This window comes from Streptomyces sp. NBC_00353 (assembly GCF_036108815.1).
Taxonomy (GTDB): domain Bacteria; phylum Actinomycetota; class Actinomycetes; order Streptomycetales; family Streptomycetaceae; genus Streptomyces.
Map to the genome: position 1 here is coordinate 3896341 of NZ_CP107985.1, position 18366 is coordinate 3914706.

Annotated in this window: 17 protein-coding genes; 3 read left to right on the top strand and 14 right to left on the bottom strand. The window is 68.2% G+C overall.

Annotated features, from left to right (window positions below; all coding sequences use genetic code 11):
• Positions 1-199: 199 nt before the first annotated feature.
• On the top strand, positions 200-871 hold the full coding sequence (gene nucS, locus OHA88_RS17560; protein ID WP_030971518.1) for an endonuclease NucS: 672 nt from the start codon (positions 200-202) through the stop codon (positions 869-871).
• Between the two features lie 89 nt (positions 872-960).
• Here the strand turns inward: nucS and OHA88_RS17565 are convergent, their stop codons facing one another.
• The 3 genes from OHA88_RS17565 to OHA88_RS17575 form a co-directional block, all read right to left on the bottom strand.
• Positions 961-3444 carry an ATP-binding protein gene (locus tag OHA88_RS17565; RefSeq protein WP_328626228.1) on the bottom strand — a complete coding sequence of 828 codons (2484 nt, stop codon included), beginning with the start codon at positions 3442-3444 and terminating at the stop codon, positions 961-963.
• 231 nt (positions 3445-3675) lie between these two features.
• Positions 3676-3999 carry an STAS domain-containing protein gene (locus tag OHA88_RS17570; protein ID WP_030916001.1) on the bottom strand — a complete coding sequence of 108 codons (324 nt, stop codon included), beginning with the start codon at positions 3997-3999 and terminating at the stop codon, positions 3676-3678.
• A 226-nt stretch (positions 4000-4225) separates the two neighbouring features.
• Entirely contained in the window at positions 4226-5074 is an 849-nt protein-coding gene (locus tag OHA88_RS17575) for a 3-hydroxyacyl-CoA dehydrogenase family protein (protein WP_267001764.1), read from the bottom strand.
• Positions 5075-5376: 302 nt separating this feature from the next.
• Between OHA88_RS17575 and OHA88_RS17580 the strand changes: the two genes are divergently transcribed.
• A complete protein-coding gene (locus tag OHA88_RS17580; RefSeq protein ID WP_326605800.1) occupies positions 5377-5949 on the top strand; it encodes a cob(I)yrinic acid a,c-diamide adenosyltransferase in 573 nt (190 codons plus the stop codon).
• A gap of 318 nt (positions 5950-6267) precedes the next feature.
• Complete coding sequence (locus OHA88_RS17585; RefSeq protein WP_328626229.1) at positions 6268-8139, top strand: glycoside hydrolase family 18 chitinase; 1872 nt, start codon at positions 6268-6270, stop codon at positions 8137-8139.
• Positions 8140-8358: 219 nt separating this feature from the next.
• Here the strand turns inward: OHA88_RS17585 and OHA88_RS17590 are convergent, their stop codons facing one another.
• The 11 genes from OHA88_RS17590 to OHA88_RS17640 form a co-directional block, all read right to left on the bottom strand.
• Entirely contained in the window at positions 8359-8805 is a 447-nt protein-coding gene (locus OHA88_RS17590; RefSeq protein WP_313939226.1) for a DUF2550 domain-containing protein, read from the bottom strand.
• A gap of 137 nt (positions 8806-8942) precedes the next feature.
• The gene (locus tag OHA88_RS17595; protein WP_030915989.1) at positions 8943-9317 is read right to left on the bottom strand and encodes a F0F1 ATP synthase subunit epsilon; all 375 of its coding nucleotides are present in this window, start codon (positions 9315-9317) and stop codon (positions 8943-8945) included.
• Between the two features lie 110 nt (positions 9318-9427).
• Positions 9428-10870, bottom strand: coding sequence for a F0F1 ATP synthase subunit beta (gene atpD / locus OHA88_RS17600; RefSeq protein ID WP_326605794.1), 1443 nt, complete (start codon positions 10868-10870; stop codon positions 9428-9430).
• Positions 10870-11784 (bottom strand): F0F1 ATP synthase subunit gamma, encoded by a 915-nt coding sequence (locus OHA88_RS17605; protein WP_328626230.1) that lies wholly within the window; start codon positions 11782-11784, stop codon positions 10870-10872. Before OHA88_RS17605 ends, atpD begins: the two co-directional genes overlap by 1 nt.
• A 3-nt stretch (positions 11785-11787) precedes the next feature.
• Positions 11788-13359 (bottom strand): F0F1 ATP synthase subunit alpha, encoded by a 1572-nt coding sequence (gene atpA / locus OHA88_RS17610; protein ID WP_267001778.1) that lies wholly within the window; start codon positions 13357-13359, stop codon positions 11788-11790.
• 133 nt (positions 13360-13492) lie between these two features.
• The gene (locus OHA88_RS17615) at positions 13493-14308 is read right to left on the bottom strand and encodes a F0F1 ATP synthase subunit delta (RefSeq protein ID WP_328626231.1); all 816 of its coding nucleotides are present in this window, start codon (positions 14306-14308) and stop codon (positions 13493-13495) included.
• Positions 14305-14838, bottom strand: a complete 534-nt coding sequence (locus tag OHA88_RS17620; RefSeq protein ID WP_371797265.1) for a F0F1 ATP synthase subunit B — start codon at positions 14836-14838, stop codon at positions 14305-14307. The genes OHA88_RS17615 and OHA88_RS17620 overlap by 4 nt, the downstream gene beginning before the upstream one ends.
• 51 nt (positions 14839-14889) lie before the next feature.
• A complete protein-coding gene (gene atpE, locus OHA88_RS17625; RefSeq protein ID WP_030915976.1) occupies positions 14890-15120 on the bottom strand; it encodes an ATP synthase F0 subunit C in 231 nt (76 codons plus the stop codon).
• A gap of 74 nt (positions 15121-15194) precedes the next feature.
• Positions 15195-16022 carry a F0F1 ATP synthase subunit A gene (atpB, locus tag OHA88_RS17630; RefSeq protein WP_030971537.1) on the bottom strand — a complete coding sequence of 276 codons (828 nt, stop codon included), beginning with the start codon at positions 16020-16022 and terminating at the stop codon, positions 15195-15197.
• Between the two features lie 225 nt (positions 16023-16247).
• The gene (locus OHA88_RS17635) at positions 16248-16685 is read right to left on the bottom strand and encodes a hypothetical protein (protein ID WP_267001786.1); all 438 of its coding nucleotides are present in this window, start codon (positions 16683-16685) and stop codon (positions 16248-16250) included.
• A 262-nt stretch (positions 16686-16947) separates the two neighbouring features.
• Complete coding sequence (locus OHA88_RS17640) at positions 16948-18333, bottom strand: MraY family glycosyltransferase (protein WP_328626232.1); 1386 nt, start codon at positions 18331-18333, stop codon at positions 16948-16950.
• Positions 18334-18366 lie beyond the last annotated feature (33 nt).

Here is an 18366-nt window from a genome sequence, read left to right on the forward strand (position 1 = left end):
ACACACACGGCGACCTCCTGCTTCCACGGTAAGGGCGCAGTCCGGGCCGCACCAGGAGATTGGGAACACAACCGGCCAATAACGAAGGTGCGCAAAGAGGGGCAAGCCCGCGGGCGGGAAAGGCTGTGGCAGGCGGTGGTGGTGGGTTGCCGGAGGGAGAATCGCGTGGAGCACCCGTCGTCGAGTAGCGTTGCCGACCATGCGTCTCGTCATCGCCCGCTGCTCCGTGGACTACGCGGGCCGGCTCACGGCCCACCTGCCCTCCGCTCCCCGTCTCATCCTGGTCAAGGCGGACGGGAGCGTCTCGATCCACGCCGACGACAGGGCGTACAAACCCCTCAACTGGATGTCACCGCCCTGCACACTGAAGGAGGGCGCCGACGACACCGAAGGCGTCTGGACCGTGGTGAACAAAGCGGGCGAGAAATTGATCATCACGATGGAGGAGATCCTCCACGACTCGTCGCACGAGCTGGGCGTCGACCCCGGCCTCATCAAGGACGGCGTGGAAGCGCACCTGCAGGAGTTGCTCGCCGACCGGATCGAGATCCTCGGCGAGGGCTACACCCTGATCCGCCGCGAGTACCCCACCGCCATCGGCCCGGTCGACATCCTGTGCCGGGACGCCGACGGGAAGACCGTCGCCGTCGAGCTCAAGCGCCGTGGTGACATCGACGGTGTGGAGCAGCTGACCCGCTACCTGGAGCTGCTCAACCGCGATCCCCATCTCGCCCCGGTGAAGGGAATCTTCGCGGCGCAGGAGATCAAACCGCAGGCCCGGGTGCTCGCGACGGACCGCGGAATCGGCTGTGTGGTCCTCGACTACGACGCCATGCGCGGCATCGAGGACGACAAGCTGCGGCTCTTCTGACGCCGTCCCCCGCATACGCAAGGCCCCGGACCGCACATCGGCGGTCCGGGGCCTTGCGCGTACGGGTTCCTGTTCGTACGGGTCCCGTCTCAGGCCACCGTCGGCCCCGCCGTGGTGCCGGACTCGCTCGTCGTCGCCGACGGACCGCTCGCCGAGACGGACGTGTCCGGCGTGGTCGGTTCCGGTTGCGTCTCGGTCGGGCTGGGGCTGTCCGTCGGGGTCGGGGTCGGGGACTGCGTGGGTGTCCCGCTCGGAGGCTTGGTGGGGGACTTGGTCGGCGACTTGGTGGGCGTGCCCGGTGTGCTGGGCCTCCCGGTCGACGGCCTGCCCGATGACGACGGGCTGTCGCTCGGCCCGGTCGATCCCGTGGACGGCGCACCGCTGCCGCTCGGGGTGCTCCGACTGCCGGACGGCCCCGGCGACGAGGGACTCCCGCTGGACGAGGCCTTGCCCGGTGTCGAGGCGTCCGTCGGCTCGTCGGCCGGGAGCCCGCTGTCGCCGTCGCCCTCGTCGGCCGGCTGCTCGGTCGTGACGCCACCGCCGTCCCGGGCGTCGCTGCTGGACGTCATGCCGAGCGTCACCACCGTGCCGAGCACAGCGACCAGCGCGGCACCCGCGCCCGCCGCGACGAGATTGCGCCGGGCGCCGCCCAGCAGCGCAGCCTTGCGGCCGCCGGACGCACCGGTGCCTGCCGGCGGGGCGACCCGGGATATCAGCGCGGTCTCGTCCTCGGACGTACGCGGCGCGGCCTTCGGCGCGCTCATAGGTACGACGACGGGCAGCCGCGGCGACTCCTCGTACCGCGCGGCCGGCACCTCCTCGCCCGACGGGCGGCCGCCGGACACCTGTCCGCCGGAGCGGTCGGCGACCAGGGCGAGCGCGCGCCGTCCGGCCACCGCCCCGGACTTGTCGGCGAGCGCGCCGCGCATACCGATCGAGGCCTCCAGTTCGGCCCTGGCCCGGTCGAGATTGCCGGTGCAGAGCGCGAGGACGCCCAACTCGTGGTGGAAGTAGGCCTCTTCGGCGACCTCACCGGCGATCCTGGCAGCCTCCTGGCCGAGCCGCAGGGCCTTCTCCCAGCCGCCCCAGTGCAGCCCGGCGGCGAAGGCGGGGGCCGCGCTGCGGGCCAGCAGCACGGCTGCGCTGGTCTGTCCGGCCCCGTCGCCGGGGACCAGCTGGGTCATGGCCGCGATGATCGCGTCGGCCTCGACGACCGCGCGGGCAGGGGTGACCGAGGGATGCCCGGACCACCAGGCGTAGTGCTGGGCCGCCGTACGGGCCCGGTCGGCCGCGTCCTCGCCGTATCCGGCGGCCTCCAGCTGGGCGAGGACACCGGCGGCCAGCCGGTAGCGGGAACCGGCCGGGGAGAGCATTCCGCAGCCGGCCAGCTCGCCGAGCGCGGCATCGGCGTGGGTGTCCCCCACGAGGGCCGGCAGATGCGCCTGGTGGGGCACCTCGCCGCCGAGTGCGACCGCGAAGTGCAGGGTGTCGCGCGCGGGCTCGCTGAGCCGGGAGGCGAGCAGCGCGGCGGGCGCGGCGCCCTCGCCGAGGCTGGGCAGCGGTACGTCGTGGCCGTCGGCGTCGGCGTCCTGGCCGAAGGCGTCGAAGGAATCGTCGACGGGCCGGCCGTCGAAGTAGCCGTGCTCGTCGTACGCGGTGGGGTCGGTGCGCAGCATGTCGCGCTGGCGCAGCAGGGCGCCCGCCTGGACGAAGCGCAGCGGCAGCCCCTCGGACTCGAACCAGAGGTCGCCCGCCCAGTTCGCCTCGTCCTCGGTGAGCGACCGCTCGACGACCTGTTCCAGCAGGTCGACCGAGGCGCTGCGGCCCAGCCCGGCGAGGAAGACCTCTTCGAGGTGCGAGTCGGCGGTGGGTGCGGCGACGTCGGGTGTCGCGGCGAGCAGGAACGCGCACTCCGGCGTCGCGTCGAGCAGCTCCTCCAGCGCGGCCCCGCCGAACTCCAGGTCGTCGAGGACGACGACGGCCCCGATGCCCCGGACCTTTTCGAGGAGGGCGGCGCGGTCGGGGCGCAGCAGCGGTGCGTCGAGGACCGCCTGGTAGAGCCCGTACAACAGGTCAGTGGCGGTGCGCTTGTGGCCGGAGAGCCGTACGACCCCGTCCGGTGCGAGGTCCGCACAGTCGGCGGCGACGGCGTTCAGCAGCGCGGTGCGTCCGGACCCGGCCGGTCCGGTGAGCCGCACCGAGCGGCCGCGCGCCAGCAGGCGCACCAGCCGCTCACGCTCCTCCGCACGCTCCAGGAGCGGCAGTTGGGGGGAGGGAGGTCCCGGCGGTACGGGTGGTGCGGCGGCGCGCTCGCGGTCGGTGCGCTCGGCGGGGGTGCGGCGGACCGGAGTGGCGGGCTGCTCCCCCGGCGGGCACAGCTCGACCTCGCTGCCGTCGACCGGGTTGACGGTGAGGAGGAAGTCGCCGGGAAAGAGCTGCACGACGCGAGCCTGCTGCGGCGACTGCTGACCGAATTCGGTGAGCGGGTCGCGGGACCGCCGTCGGCCGGTGTCCTCGCCGTAGCCGTCATTGTCATGGCCGAAAACTTCCGGCCCCCGGTGTGTCGAGTCCATCGCCAAACCCCCCAGACGCGTCGCGCACGGTTGCCCCTCCCGGCCTCGCACGCCCTGCTGTCGCTTCTGGTCCGGTGTCCGCCGCATGGGTTCCGTCAATCGGCGGACGGCCGAACCCTAAACCTTCGCACAGTATCTACAAACCATCGGGGTGCCGCGCCGTCCAGGACGTCACGGTCTCGTGAGGATTGTGCGGGTTCGAGCGAGGGGACGAGCGCCCCTGCGCCCGTGCTAAACCCGCGGCAGGGAGTCCGCGGCGATTCCGCCTTCGATCGCCAGAATGCGGTGCAGTCTCGTCGCCACCAGCAGGCGCTGCATCTGTGGCGGCACACCACGGAGCACCAGCCGCCGTCCGGCCCGCCCGGCCCGGCGGTGCGCGCCCATGATGACACCGAGACCGGTGGCGTCCCAGGAGTCCAGCTCGGTCAGGTCGAGAATCAGGTCGCCGACCCCGTCGTCAAGGGCCGAATGCAGGACCGTACGGGCGTCCGCCGCGCTGCGCACGTCGAGGCGGCCCCCGACGACCAGCTCGGCATGGTCGCCCCTGATGTGCATATTCGCTCCCCGGAAATGCTCCATGGCACGGTCGTCTGTCTGTTTCTGTCTCTGCCTCAACTGACTGCGGCAACGACAGGGAAGTTTCCGTCTGTAAGCGAACCGATACCGAATTCACTCCGTGGAGTGACAACGGCCCACTCGAGGACCACCGCAGCCGGGGAGTGACCCCCGTCTCCCCCGGGCGTGATCGACGGCAGATCAGTCGCCCAGGGGCCGAGAACGATCAGTAGGTGTAGAAGCCCTGCCCGCTCTTGCGGCCGATGTCACCTGCATCCACCATCCGGCGCATCAGCTCGGGTGCGGCAAACTTCTCGTCCTGCGACTCGGTGTAGATGTTGGACGTGGCGTGCAGCAGGATGTCGACGCCGGTGAGGTCCGCCGTCGCGAGCGGGCCCATGGCGTGGCCGAAGCCCAGCTTGCAGGCGATGTCGATGTCCTCGGCCGTGGCGACGCCCGACTCGTACAGCTTGGCGGCCTCGACGACCAGCGCCGAGATCAGCCGGGTGGTGACGAACCCGGCGACGTCACGGTTGACGACGATGCAGGTCTTGCCGACGGACTCGGCGAACTCCCGTGCGGTGGCGAGCGTTTCGTCGCTCGTCTTGTAGCCGCGCACCAGCTCGCAGAGCTGCATCATCGGGACCGGCGAGAAGAAGTGCACACCGACGACGCGCTCCGGACGCTCCGTGACGGCCGCGATCTTGGTGATCGGGATGGCGGAGGTGTTCGAGGCGAGGACGGCGTCGTCCCGCACGATCTTGTCGAGGGCCCGGAAGATCTCGTGCTTGACCTCGAGCTTCTCGAAAACGGCCTCGACGACGACATCCGCGTCGGCGACCGCGTCGAGGTCGGTGGTCGTGGTGATGCGGGCCAGCGCGGCGTCGGCGTCGGCCGCCTCCAGCTTGCCCTTGGAGACGAACTTGTCGTACGAGGCCTTGATGCTGTCGCGCCCACGGGCCAGGGCCTCGTCGGTGACATCACGCAGCACGACGTCCCAGCCCGCCTGGGCGGAGACCTGCGCGATACCGGACCCCATGAGTCCGGCCCCGATGACGGCGAGCTTCCTGGCCACGTTCGCACCCCTTTGTGTCAGTCCTCGACGGCCGACGTCCACGACGGCTCCCCGGACATATTCGTAACGCTTGTTCACATGCTCTCCGGCGGAGATTAGTACCCGTGAGGCGCGCTGGGGCGGCGAAGAGATACGCGTCACGTCTCACATGACGGACATCACACCGGTACACGTCATTCGGTGGCGCGCCGCGCGCAGTTGAGCACCCTGCCGCCGAGGAAGCCGTGAAGTCCTCGTGGTGTGCGCGTCCGCCCGCGTTCCGGACCGCCGGAGCGGGAACGGGCCCGGATAGGCTCGGCCGCATGGTCAATCTGACACGCATCTATACCCGTACCGGCGACCAGGGCACCACCGCCCTCGGGGACATGAGCCGCACCGCCAAGACCGATCTGCGGATCTCGGCGTACGCGGACACGAATGAGGCCAACGCCGTCATCGGTACGGCGATCGCGCTCGGCCAATTGCCGGAGGAGGTCGTGAAGGTCCTCGTCCGCGTGCAGAACGACCTGTTCGACGTGGGCGCGGATCTGTCGACGCCGGTCGCCGAGAAGCCGAAGTATCCGCCGCTGCGGGTCGAGCAGAACTATGTCGACAGGCTGGAGGCGGACTGCGACCACTTCCTGGAGCACCTGGAGAAGCTGCGGAGCTTCATCCTGCCGGGCGGTACGCCGGGGGCGGCGCTGCTCCACCAGGCGTGCACGGTGGTCCGGCGTGCCGAGCGGTCCACCTGGGCGGCGCTGGAGGTGCACGGTGACGTGATGAACGCACTGACGGCGACCTACCTCAACCGCCTCTCCGACCTTCTGTTCATCCTGGCGAGGACGGCGAACAAGGAAGTCGGCGACGTGCTGTGGGTGCCGGGCGGCGAGCGGTAGGAAGGGGGGGCCGTCCGGCTCGGCAGATGTGCTCAGCCGCCGGACGGGCCCATTCCGCTTGATTGAAGGGCACGTCAGCCGGTTGCCGCGACACTCGGGCTGCGCAACCGGCCCCAAGCGGCGGTTCCGGCACAGGAGTTGGGCATGTGAGGTTTACTTCCGATCTTTGGTCCAGACCTCTTGACGATTGGTCCAGACCTTCCTAACCTCACCGAACACACTGCGGTGAGCGCGCCATGACAAAGCGTGCTCAGGGCGGCGCAGGGTTGCAGTCCACGGACCACCCCCGTTTGTCCGGACCTCACCCGAGGAGCACCGTTGAGCACCGAAACCCCCCTACGTCGAACCAGATTCAGATTCGGCCTGGCCACCACCACCCGCACGAAGGCGATGGCGGGCCTCACCGCACTACTGCTCCCCCTCGCCGCAATGGTCGGACTGGCCACTCCGGCCCAGGCCGCCACCTCGGCGACCGCCACCTACGTCAAGAAGTCCGACTGGGGCACCGGCTTCGAGGGCCAGTGGACGGTGAAGAACACCGGTACCACCGCCCTGAGTTCCTGGACCATCGAGTGGGACTTCCCCTCCGGCACGTCGGTCACGTCCGCCTGGGACGCCACTGTCACCAGCTCCGGAACCCACTGGACCGCAAAGAACGTCGGCTGGAACGGTGCGGTCGCCCCCGGCGCCAGCGTCAGCTTCGGCTTCAACGGCGCCGGCCCCGGCGCCCCCACCGGCTGCAAGGTGAACGGCGCCTCCTGTGACGGCGGCAGCGTCCCCGGCGACAACGCCCCCTCCGCACCCGGCACTCCGACCGCGAGCAACATCACCGACACCGGTGTGAAGCTCACCTGGACAGCCGCCACCGACGACAACGGCATCAAGAACTACGACGTGTTGCGCAACGGCAACAAGGTCACCACGGTCACCGGCCTGACCTACACCGACAGCGGGCTGACCGCCGGCAGCGACTACTCGTACACGATCCAGGCGCGTGACACCGCCGACCAGACGGGCCCGGCCAGCGGCTCGGTGGCCGTACACACCACGGGCGGCGGAGGAAACCCCGATCCCGGCAGCAAGGTCAAGCTCGGTTACTTCACCGAGTGGGGCGTCTACGACCGCAACTTCCACGTCAAGAACCTGGAGACCAGCGGCAGCGCCGCCAAGATCACGCACATCAACTACTCCTTCGGCAACGTCACCGGCGGCCAGTGCGCGATCGGCGACGCCTACGCCGCTTACCAGAAGACCTACGACGCGGCCTCCAGCGTCGACGGCACCGCCGACACGTGGGACCAGCCGGTGGCCGGCAACATCAACCAGCTGCGCGAGCTGAAGAAGAAGCACCCGGGCCTCAAGGTCCTCTGGTCCTTCGGCGGCTGGACCTGGTCCGGCGGCTTCACCCAGGCCGCGCAGAACCCCACCGCCTTCGCCAACTCCTGCTACAACCTGGTCGAAGACCCGCGCTGGGCCGATGTCTTCGACGGCATCGACATCGACTGGGAGTACCCCAACGCCTGCGGTCTGTCCTGTGACAGCAGCGGCGCCGCGGCCTTCAAGAACGTGGTCTCCGCGCTGCGGACGAAGTTCGGCAGCTCCAACCTGGTCACTGCGGCGATCACCGCCGACGCCTCGTCGGGCGGCAAGATCGACGCGACCGACTACGCGGGCGCGGCCCAGTACGTCGACTGGTACAACGTGATGACGTACGACTTCTTCGGCGCCTGGGACGCGGACGGACCGACCGCCCCGCACTCCCCGCTCACCTCGTACAGCGGCATCCCGCTGGACGGGTACAACAGCGACGCCGCGATCACCAAGCTCAAGGGCAAGGGCATCGCGGGCAGCAAGCTGAACCTCGGCATCGGCTTCTACGGGCGCGGCTGGACCGGCGTCACCCAGGCCACCCCGGGCGGCACGGCGACCGGTCCCGCGCCCGGCAAGTACGAGCAGGGCATCGAGGACTACAAGGTGCTCAAGACCAGCTGCCCGTCCACCGGCACCATCGCCGGCACCGCCTACGCCAAGTGCGGCAGCAACTGGTGGAGCTACGACACCCCGGCCACCATCGCCGGAAAGATGACCTACGTGAAGAACCAGGGCCTCAAGGGAGCGTTCTTCTGGGAGTTCAGCGGGGACACCAGCAACGGTGAACTCGTCAGCGCGATCGACAGCGGCCTGAGGTAGTCACCGCGGTCCTCGTGCAGAACAGCGCGTAACCCCGAAAAGCAGCCGGGGAGACAGGTCCGCCCCCTGTCTCCCCGGTTCCTCTTTGTGCCCGTTGCCGTGCCCGTACGTCCCGTGGTCGTGCCCGTGCACAAGGGGCCTCCGGCACAAGGGGCCTCGGGCCAGGCTCGCCCTCCCCGGACCTCATCCGGGGGGACCCGTTACCGGCGAGGCCCTTTCTCAAGCAACATTGACCCGCTGGCCGGGCGGCGCCGCCTCCAGCCAGGCGAGAAAACCGGTGAGGGCGTCCTCGCTCATCGCCAGCTCCAGGCGGGTCTCGCGGTGGAGACAGCCGAGCACGACGGCGTCGGAGAGCAGCGCCAGCTCCTCCTCGCCCTCGGGAAGCCGCCGGGCGACCACCTCGATCGCGGAACGCTCAAGAACCCGGCGGGGCCGGGGAGCGTACGAGAAGACCCGGAACCAGTCGATCCTGTCGCCGCTGTACCGGGCGACGCCGTACACCCAGCCCTTGCCCGAGAGATCGGGCTCGGCCGGCACGTTCCACCGCACGCTGCAGTCGAACGTCCCGCCGGATCGCTGGATCAGCCGCCGGCGCAGGCCGAAGACGAAGAGACCCACCGCGACCAGTACGACGACCAGGCCGCACACCCACAAAGCGAGGACCATCTCCACCGACCTCCTCGCATCGTCGAGTAACGGATACCACCCGGACTGCACCTGCACCTGCATCGCCTCAGCCGCGGCACGGTCTGGAGAGATCCAGCTCGGGCCGCGGCTGAGGATAAAAACATTCGGCGGGGTGCTTAACGCACCGCCACCGCACGGAGTCGGACATCGGCGCGACGCTCGGCGGCGCCGTCCGTCTCCGACTTCGCACGCTCCAGCGCACGCTCGGCGCGCTGGACATCGATCTCGTCCGCCAGCTCGGCGATCTCCGCCAGCAGCGACAGCTTGTCGTCCGCGAACGAGATGAAACCGCCGTGCACAGCCGCGACTACGGTTGGGCCCTCGCTCGTTCGGATCGTCACCGGGCCCGACTCCAGCACACCGAGAAGCGGCTGGTGACCGGGCATGACGCCGATGTCGCCGGACGTGGTACGCGCGACGACCAGGGTGGCCTCGCCGGACCAGACACTGCGGTCCGCGGCGACCAGCTCGACGTGCAGCTCAGCAGCCAAGAGTGGCTCCTCGGGTCACCACCCGGCCGTTGCAGCCGGGTGTTGGGTCAATTCTACGGGGCGTGGTGAGGGGGACGGGACGCACCCGCCCCCCTCGGTGAGCCATGGGCTCAGGAGACGCCGAGCTCCTTGGCGTTGGCCTTGAGGTCCTCAATGCCACCGCACATGAAGAACGCCTGCTCCGGGAAGTGGTCGTACTCACCGTCGCAGATCGAGTTGAACGCGGCGATCGACTCCTCGAGCGGTACGTCCGAACCGTCCACGCCGGTGAACTGCTTGGCGACGTGGGTGTTCTGCGACAGGAAGCGCTCGACACGACGGGCACGGTGGACAACGAGCTTGTCCTCCTCGCCCAGCTCGTCGATACCGAGGATCGCGATGATGTCCTGGAGGTCCTTGTACTTCTGGAGGATCCCCTTGACACGCATGGCGGCCTCGTAGTGGTCCGCCGCGATGTAGCGCGGGTCCAGGATGCGGGACGTCGAGTCCAGCGGGTCGACCGCCGGGTAGATGCCCTTCTCCGAGATCGGACGCGACAGAACGGTCGTCGCGTCCAGGTGGGCGAAGGTGGTCGCCGGCGCCGGGTCGGTCAGGTCGTCCGCGGGGACGTAGATCGCCTGCATCGAGGTGATCGAGTGACCGCGGGTCGACGTGATGCGCTCCTGCAGCAGACCCATCTCGTCGGCCAGGTTCGGCTGGTAACCCACCGCGGACGGCATACGGCCGAGCAGCGTGGAGACCTCGGAGCCGGCCTGGGTGTAACGGAAGATGTTGTCGATGAAGAAGAGCACGTCCTGCTTCTGCACATCGCGGAAGTACTCCGCCATGGTCAGACCGGCAAGCGCGACCCGCAGACGGGTGCCCGGGGGCTCGTCCATCTGACCGAAGACAAGGGCGGTCTTGTCGATGACGCCCGACTCGGCCATTTCCTCGATGAGGTCGTTGCCCTCACGGGTGCGCTCACCGACGCCCGCGAACACCGACACACCGTCGTGGTTGTTGGCGACGCGGTAGATCATTTCCTGGATCAGAACGGTCTTGCCGACACCGGCACCACCGAACAGACCGATCTTTCCACCCTTGACGTACGGGGTGAGAAGGTCGATGACCTTGACGCCGGTCTCGAACATCTCGGTCTTGGACTCGAGCTGGTCGAAGCTGGGCGCCTTGCGGTGGATCGGCCAGCGCTCGGTGACCTCGGACTCGGCCTCAGGCTTGTTCAGGATCTCACCGAGGGTGTTGAACACCTTGCCCTTGGTGATGTCGCCGACCGGCACCGTGATGCCCGCGCCCGTGTCGGTCACCGGGGCCTGGCGGACCAGACCGTCGGTGGGCTGCATCGAGATCGCACGGACCACGCCGTCACCGAGGTGCTGGGCGACCTCGAGCGTCAGCTTCTTGATCTTGCCGTCCTCGGCCGGGTCGGCCACCTGGACAGTCAGCGCGTTGTAGATCTCCGGCATTGCGTCGACGGGGAACTCCACGTCGACGACCGGGCCGATGACCCGGGCGACGCGGCCCGTGGCAACGGCCGTCTCAACTGTGGTCGTCATTACTTGTCACTCCCCGCGGTCGCGTCGGCCAGCGCACTGGCACCACCGACGATCTCGCTGATTTCCTGGGTGATTTCGGCCTGGCGGGCCGCGTTGGCAAGCCGGGAGAGGCTCTTGATGAGATCTCCGGCGTTGTCGGTGGCCGACTTCATCGCGCGGCGGCGGGCAGCGTGCTCGGAAGCAGCGGCCTGCAGCAGTGCGTTGTAGATCCGGCTCTCGACGTACCGCGGAAGCAGGGCGTCGAGGACGTCCTCCGCCGACGGCTCGAAGTCGAAGAGCGGCAGGATCTCGCCCTTGCCCTCTTCGGCCTTCGTCATGTCGAGGCTGAGCGGCAGCATCCGGTTGTCCACCGGGTTCTGCGTCATCATCGACACGAACTCGGTGAAGACGATGTGCAGCTCGTCCACGCCGCCCTCGGCGGTCTCCTGGGTGACCGCCTCGATCAGCGGGGCCGCAGCCCGCTTCGCATCCGCGTACGTCGGGCTGTCGGTGAAGCCGGTCCACGAGTCCGCGACCTTGCGCTCACGGAAGCCGTAGTAGGCGACACCCTTGCGGCCGATCACATACGTGACGACCTCCTTGCCCTCACCGCGCAGACGCTCGGTCAGTCGCTCCGCCGCCTTGATGGCGTTGGCGGAGTAACCGCCGGCCAGACCGCGGTCGCTCGTGATGAGCAGGATCGCGGCCCGCGCCGGAGCGTCGGCCTCGGTGGTCAGCGGGTGCTTGGTGGTGGAGCCGGTCGCCACCGCGGTCACCGCACGGGTGAGCTCGGTCGCGTACGGCGTCGACGCCGCCACTTGGCGCTGCGCCTTGACGATGCGCGAAGCGGCGATCATCTCCATCGCCTTGGTGATCTTCTTCGTGGCGGTGACGGAGCGAATGCGGCGCTTGTAAACGCGAAGCTGAGCGCCCATCGATCAGCCCTCGCCCAGGAGCTTGCCGTCCGAGGTCTCGAACTGCTGCTTGAAGGCGGCGATCGCGTCGGCGATCGACTGCAGCGTGTCGTCGGACATCTTGCCGCCCTCGGCGATGCTGGTCAGGAGCTCCTTGCGCTCACGGCGCAGGTACTCCAGCAGCTCGCTCTCGAAGCGACGGATGTCCTCGACCGGGACGTCGTCCATCTTGCCGGTGGTACCGGCCCAGACGGAGACGACCTGCTCCTCGACGGGCATCGGCTGGTACTGGCCCTGCTTCAGCAGCTCGACCATGCGCTTACCGCGCTCCAGCGACGCCTTCGAGGCCGCGTCCAGGTCGGAACCGAAGGCGGCGAACGCCTCCAGCTCGCGGAACTGGGCGAGGTCCACACGGAGACGGCCGGAAACCTGCTTCATGGCCTTGTGCTGGGCGGAGCCACCGACACGGGAGACCGAGATACCGACGTTCAGGGCCGGACGCTGGCCGGCGTTGAACAGGTCGGACTCCAGGAAGCACTGACCGTCGGTGATGGAGATGACGTTGGTCGGGATGAACGCCGACACGTCGTTCGCCTTGGTCTCGACGATCGGGAGGCCCGTCATCGAACCGGCACCCATCTCGTCGGAGAGCTTCGCGCAGCGCTCCAGCAGACGCGAGTGGAGGTAGAAGACGTCGCCCGGGTAGGCCTCACGGCCCGGCGGACGGCGCAGCAGCAGCGACACGGCGCGGTAGGCGTCGGCCTGCTTCGAAAGGTCGTCGAAGATGATCAGGACGTGCTTGCCCTGGTACATCCAGTGCTGACCGATGGCCGAACCGGTGTACGGCGCCAGGTACTTGAAGCCGGCCGGGTCGGACGCCGGGGCGGCGACGATGGTCGTGTACTCGAGCGCGCCGGCCTCTTCGAGGGCACCGCGCACGGAGGCGATGGTGGAGCCCTTCTGACCGATGGCGACGTAGATGCAGCGCACCTGCTTGTTCACGTCGCCCGAGCGCCAGTTGTCGCGCTGGTTGATGATCGTGTCGACGGCCAGAGCGGTCTTACCCGTCTGACGGTCACCAATGATCAGCTGACGCTGGCCACGGCCGATCGGCACCATCGCGTCGACGGCCTTGTAGCCGGTCTGCATCGGCTCGTGCACCGACTTACGGACCATTACGCCAGGGGCCTGCAGCTCGAGGGCGCGGCGGCTGTCGGTCGCGATCTCGCCGAGACCGTCGATCGGGTTGCCGAGCGGGTCGACGACGCGGCCGAGGTAACCCTCGCCGACGCCGACGGAGAGCACCTCACCGGTGCGCTGCACCGGCTGGCCCTCCTCGATTCCGCTGAACTCGCCGAGAACGATCGCACCGATCTCGCGCTCCTCGAGGTTGAGGGCGAGACCGAGGGTTCCGTCCTCGAACTTCAGCAGCTCGTTCGCCATGGCCGAGGGAAGACCCTCGACCTTCGCGATGCCGTCGCCGGCAACGCTGACCGTACCGACCTCCTCGCGCGAGGCCGCGTCCGGCTTGTACGACTGGACAAAGTTCTCCAGCGCGTCCCGGATCTCCTCCGGCCGGATCGTGAGCTCCGCCATCTGGGTTCCCTGCTCTCCTTGTTGGGCCCGAAGTTTCTTAAGGGGGTCTGGGGGCCGACCCCCAGGAATCTTCTGCAATTTCTGCACGGCCCAACCGGGCCGCTGGTCTTGCTTGTTCTGTTGCTGCGCTGCGTCAGCCGGCCATGCGACGGGTCGCCTCGTCGAGGCGCTCCGCGATGGTGCCGTTGATCAACTCGTCACCGACCCGCACCGCGATCCCGCCGAGGACCGTCGGGTCCACGTCGAGGTTCAGGTGCATCGGCCGACCGTAGATCTTCGCCAGTGCGGCACCGAGGCGCTGCTTCTGCTGATCACTCAGCGGCACTGCCGACGTGACCACGGCGACCATGCGGTCCCGGCGCTCCGCGGCAAGCTTGGAGAGGGACTCGAGTCCCGCTTCCAGGCTACGTCCCCGGGGCTGGGTCACAAGCCGCACGACGACGCGCTCGGTGACGGGCCGCGCCTTGCCGCCGAGCAGGCTGCGCAGCAGCTCGCCCTTGGCGGCGGTGGACGCGGACCGGTTGGTGAGCGCGGCGCGCAGCTCCCTGTCGGAAGCCACGATCCGGCCGAACCGGAACAGCTCGTCCTCGACGTCGTCGAGGTCTCCGCTGCGCTGGGCGGCGGTGAGGTCTGCGATGTTCGCCAGCTCCTCGACCGAGTCGACCAGGTCACGCGACTGCGACCAGCGGGAGCGGACCATGCCGGAGACCAGGTCGACGGTCTCGCCGCCCACCTGGCCGCGCAGCAGCCGTCCGGCCAGCTCCGCCTTGGCCTCGCCTGCCTGCGACGGGTCGGTCAGGACCCGCCGCAGTGAGACCTCGCGCTGGAGCAGCGCCGTGACAGCGGCCAGCTCCTCGGCGAGCTTCGCCGCGTCGACCGACGTGCTGTCGGTCAGCGCGTCGAGACGCTCACGTGCGGCAGCCAGTGCCTCGCGGCTCGCGCCGTTCATCGGACAGCCTCGGCCTTCGCCTCGAGCTCATCGAGGAAACGGTCGACGGTGCCGCTCTGCCGGGCGTGGTCCTCGAGGGACTCGCCGACGAGCTTGCCGGCCAGGTCGGTGGCGAGCTTGCCCACGTCCTGACGCAGCGCAGCGGCCGCAGCCTTGCGGTCGGCCTCGATCTGGGCGTGGCCGGCAGCGATGATCTCCTCGCGCTGCCGCTGGCCTTCCGCCCGCATCTCCTGCAGGATCACGGCGCCCTGCTCCTGCGCCTCCTGGCGCAGGCGCGCGGCCTCGTGACGGGCCTCGGCGAGCTGAGCCTTGTACTGCTCAAGAACGCTCTGGGCCTCGGTCTGGGCCGCATCGGCCTTTTCGATACCGCCTTCGATGGCCTCGCGGCGCTCGTCCAGAACCTTGTTGATGTTCGGGAGGAGCTTCTTGGCGAGGAAGCCGAAGACGATGAGGAAGGCGATGAGGCCGATGACGAGCTCGGGGATCGGCGGGATGAGAGGGTTTTCCATCTCAGCCGCGACCGTAAGCATCTGGCTCACGTCATTGCCTTTCGTCTAGTGGGCTGGTCGTGGATCCGAAGATCACTGGCCGTAGACGAACGGCATGACCAGACCGATGAGGGCGAGCGCCTCACAGAAGGCGAAGCCGAGAATCTGGTTGGCGCGGATGAGACCGGCAGCCTCGGGCTGACGGGCGAGAGCCTGGGTGCCGTTACCGAAGATGATGCCGACGCCGACGCCGGGACCGATGGCGGCGAGGCCGTAACCGATGGAGCCGAGGGAGCCGCTGACGGCAGCAAGGGTCTGGGACATGCCAGTTCTTCCTTCTCTTTCACGGACCGGTGGGGGTTGGCCACCGGACGAATAAGGGTCGGAGCGCGAGATGCTCAGTGGTGCTTGGCGAGCGCGCCCTGGATGAAGGTGCAGGTCAGGAGTACGAAGACGTACGCCTGCAGCGCCTGAATGAAGAGCTCGAACGCGGTCATCACGATGACCATCACAAAGGAGACGCCCGCGTAGGCGATCCCGATGCCGTTGAGCAGGTACCAGCTGGCGATCGTGAACAGCAGCAGCAGCGTGTGGCCTGCAAACATGTTCGCGAAGAGTCGGACCGCGTGGGTGAAGGGGCGGACCAGCAGGTTCGAGAAGAACTCGATGAGCATGGCCAGCGGGAGCACCGGGCCGAGCGACTTGTCGTATCCGGTGAAGTTCTTGAAGGCGCCGACGAAGCCGTGACGCTTGAAGGTCAGGCTGACCCACAGGACGTACACGATCAGGGCCAGGACGATCGGGTACGCGATGATCGACGTCACCGGGAACTGCGCGACCGGGATGATCGACCAGAGGTTCATCATCCAGACGAAGAAGAACAGCGAGACAACGAGCGGGACGTACTTCTCGCCCTCACGCTTGCCGATCGTCTCGTAGACGATGCCGCGACGGATGAAGTCGTAGCCGGTCTCGGCGACCATCTGCAGCTTGCCCGGGACGACCTTCGGCTTACGGAAGGCGGCCCAGAAGAAACCGACGACGATGATCGAGCCGAGCAGGGCCAGCAGCATCGGCTTGTTGAAGTACAGGTTGCTGTCCGCGTCGCCCCAGAGGGGCTCGAACAGGAACGAGTGCAAGCCGGGTGCCGGGAAGCCACAACCGTTGTCGGCGAAGATGTGGCAATCGGTCTCGAAGGCGAGCACCTGTGTCGGGTCAGCACTCACCGCGGGCTCCTTCAGCGTGGCGCATAGGTACGGCAACCTCGTTGTGTCGGCGCGGCGCACAGCCGCGGTTCGGCACTGGACTGGTGTTACGGATGTGTGAGCGGCAGTCAGGCATTGAGCCTCGCGATCGAGCAGGCGTCAGCTCACATGCCCGCGCCCGCAGTGCCGCAGTTGGAACCGGACGATAGCAGGGTCCGGAACGTGCACTTATTCCGCCCCTACCTTTCACGTCTGCGAGCCCGTGTTTTTGGGCTTGTCGCCCTGGTCGGACTCGGGCTCGACGTAAAGGATCTTGGCCTTCATGTGCGCACGCGCCTGTGCGCCGATCCACACGAGAGTCGTCGCAACCAGCGTGATCGCGAAGGCCTTCGGGTTGAACAGCGTCGTGTTCTTGAATGCGGCAACAAAGATGAACAGCAGCAGGAGCTGGGCTGTATACAGCATCAGCCCCATCGCCTGGAACAAGTGGGGCAGGGACCTCGCGGTCCGTTGCAGGACCATGAGGCCGATCCCCATGAAGAGGATCACCACGATCGTCGCAACGACCGCGCCCAGGGCTCCCTTGCCGCCGGCAACGCCACCGCTGATGGCGGCGGCAACAGCGCCGGCGACAGCGGTGGGTACGGCGGCTTGAAGGAGAGTCCGGACGTCGTTGGACGGCATGGCGGCAGCTCCGCTTGCAGGGGGTGGGCAGTGTGTCGTCATGGACGAGCGTAGGCCCGGTTCGAGTCGATGCCTCGGGCCAATGGAGCCTCTCATTAGGCTCCTTCGGCTCCGTCACCGGGCTTAGTGAACGGTATCACAAACTATTTGATGAGGTCTTTACCAAGAAAGTGTGGTCGCTGTCACACATGAGAGTTAACCCGCGCGTGTGAGCAAGACAACTCAATGCTTTGTCTGGTAATGCCCTTCGGTGCCCGAATCGTTAGCGGGTCGTATCGGCCTTGTGTCTCTCCGGGAGACGCGAACGGGGGCCGATCGCGGTCGCTCCGTTGACGCCGGAGACTCCCGCGACGACCGGGCGCCGCCCGTGGTGCTCGTCCGCGTCCTGCCCCATCTGCGTTTCCCTGGGCTCCTGTTGGGTCCCGTACGCAGCTGAGGGCGCCGCCCCCGACTCCTCGCCGTGGCGGTCCCGGCGACGGTAACGAGGCGGCACGAAGCGCTCCGCCCAGTGCGGTGCGCGCGGGGTGAAGCGGGGCATCAGCAGCAGGACCAGACCCACCGCGCTCAGCCCCACGATGACCAGCACGATCCACAGTGATGCCGAGTGCACGGAGTAGCCGACCGTCCCGAAGGCGATCAGAGCCGACCAGAAGTACATGATCAGCACGGCCCTGCTGTGCGAGTGGCCGATCTCCAGCAGTCGGTGGTGCAGATGGCCGCGGTCCGCCGCGAACGGCGACTGGCCGTTCCAGGTACGCCGCACGATCGCCAGCACCAGGTCGGCGGCCGGGATCGCGATGATGGTCAGCGGCAGCAGCAGTGGGATGAAGACCGGCAGCATCGCGTGGGTGGCCTCGCGCTCACTGCCCGCGAAGAGCTTCATCGCGTCGGGGTCGACCTGGCCCGTGACGGAGATCGCGCCGGCCGCCAGCACGAGGCCGATCAGCATCGATCCGGAGTCGCCCATGAAGATCCGGGCGGGATGCATGTTGTGCGGCAGGAAGCCGAGGCACATGCCCATCAGGATCGCGGTGAAGAGCGTCGCGGGGGCGGCCGCCTCGATCATGTGCCCGTACCAGAGCCGGTACGTGTAGAGGAAGGACGCGGCGGAGGCGATGCACACCATGCCGGCCGCCAGGCCGTCCAGGCCGTCGACGAAGTTGACCGCGTTGATCGTGATGACGACCAGTGCGACGGTGAGCAGCGTGCCCTGCCACTGGGTGAGGGCGACCGTGCCGATGCCGGGGATCGGCAGCCACAGGATGGTCAGACCCTGGATGACCATGACCGCGGCGGCGATCATCTGGCCGCCGAGCTTGATCAGCGCATCGATCTCGAACTTGTCGTCGAGTACGCCGATCAGCCAGATCAGGGCGGCGCCGGAGAGCAGCGCCCGTGGCTCGTTGGAGAGCTGGAAGACGCCGTCGAGGTTGTACAGATGGTCCGCGACGATCAGTCCGGCGCACAGCCCGCCGAACATGGCGATGCCACCGAGCCGCGGTGTCGGTTCTCGGTGGACGTCACGCGCTCGGATCGCGGGCATCGCCCCGACCGCGATAGCGAACTTCCGCACCGGACCGGTCAGCAGATAGGTCACCGCGGCCGTGACACACAGTGTCAGCAAGTAATCACGCACGGGCTGCCCCACAGATATCGCCGGCCATCTCAGCCCACACCTTAA

Coding starts and splice junctions, on each gene's coding strand:
- OHA88_RS17580 (WP_326605800.1), top strand. CDS start 5,377: ATGGTCAATCTGACACGCATCTATACCCGTACCGGCGACCAGGGCACC.
- OHA88_RS17635 (WP_267001786.1), bottom strand. CDS start 16,685: ATGCCGTCCAACGACGTCCGGACTCTCCTTCAAGCCGCCGTACCCACC.
- OHA88_RS17570 (WP_030916001.1), bottom strand. CDS start 3,999: ATGCACATCAGGGGCGACCATGCCGAGCTGGTCGTCGGGGGCCGCCTC.
- OHA88_RS17620 (WP_371797265.1), bottom strand. CDS start 14,838: ATGCTTACGGTCGCGGCTGAGATGGAAAACCCTCTCATCCCGCCGATC.
- atpA (WP_267001778.1), bottom strand. CDS start 13,359: ATGGCGGAGCTCACGATCCGGCCGGAGGAGATCCGGGACGCGCTGGAG.
- OHA88_RS17590 (WP_313939226.1), bottom strand. CDS start 8,805: ATGGTCCTCGCTTTGTGGGTGTGCGGCCTGGTCGTCGTACTGGTCGCG.
- OHA88_RS17605 (WP_328626230.1), bottom strand. CDS start 11,784: ATGGGCGCTCAGCTTCGCGTTTACAAGCGCCGCATTCGCTCCGTCACC.
- atpD (WP_326605794.1), bottom strand. CDS start 10,870: ATGACGACCACAGTTGAGACGGCCGTTGCCACGGGCCGCGTCGCCCGG.
- nucS (WP_030971518.1), top strand. CDS start 200: ATGCGTCTCGTCATCGCCCGCTGCTCCGTGGACTACGCGGGCCGGCTC.
- OHA88_RS17615 (WP_328626231.1), bottom strand. CDS start 14,308: ATGAACGGCGCGAGCCGCGAGGCACTGGCTGCCGCACGTGAGCGTCTC.
- OHA88_RS17565 (WP_328626228.1), bottom strand. CDS start 3,444: ATGGACTCGACACACCGGGGGCCGGAAGTTTTCGGCCATGACAATGAC.
- atpE (WP_030915976.1), bottom strand. CDS start 15,120: ATGTCCCAGACCCTTGCTGCCGTCAGCGGCTCCCTCGGCTCCATCGGT.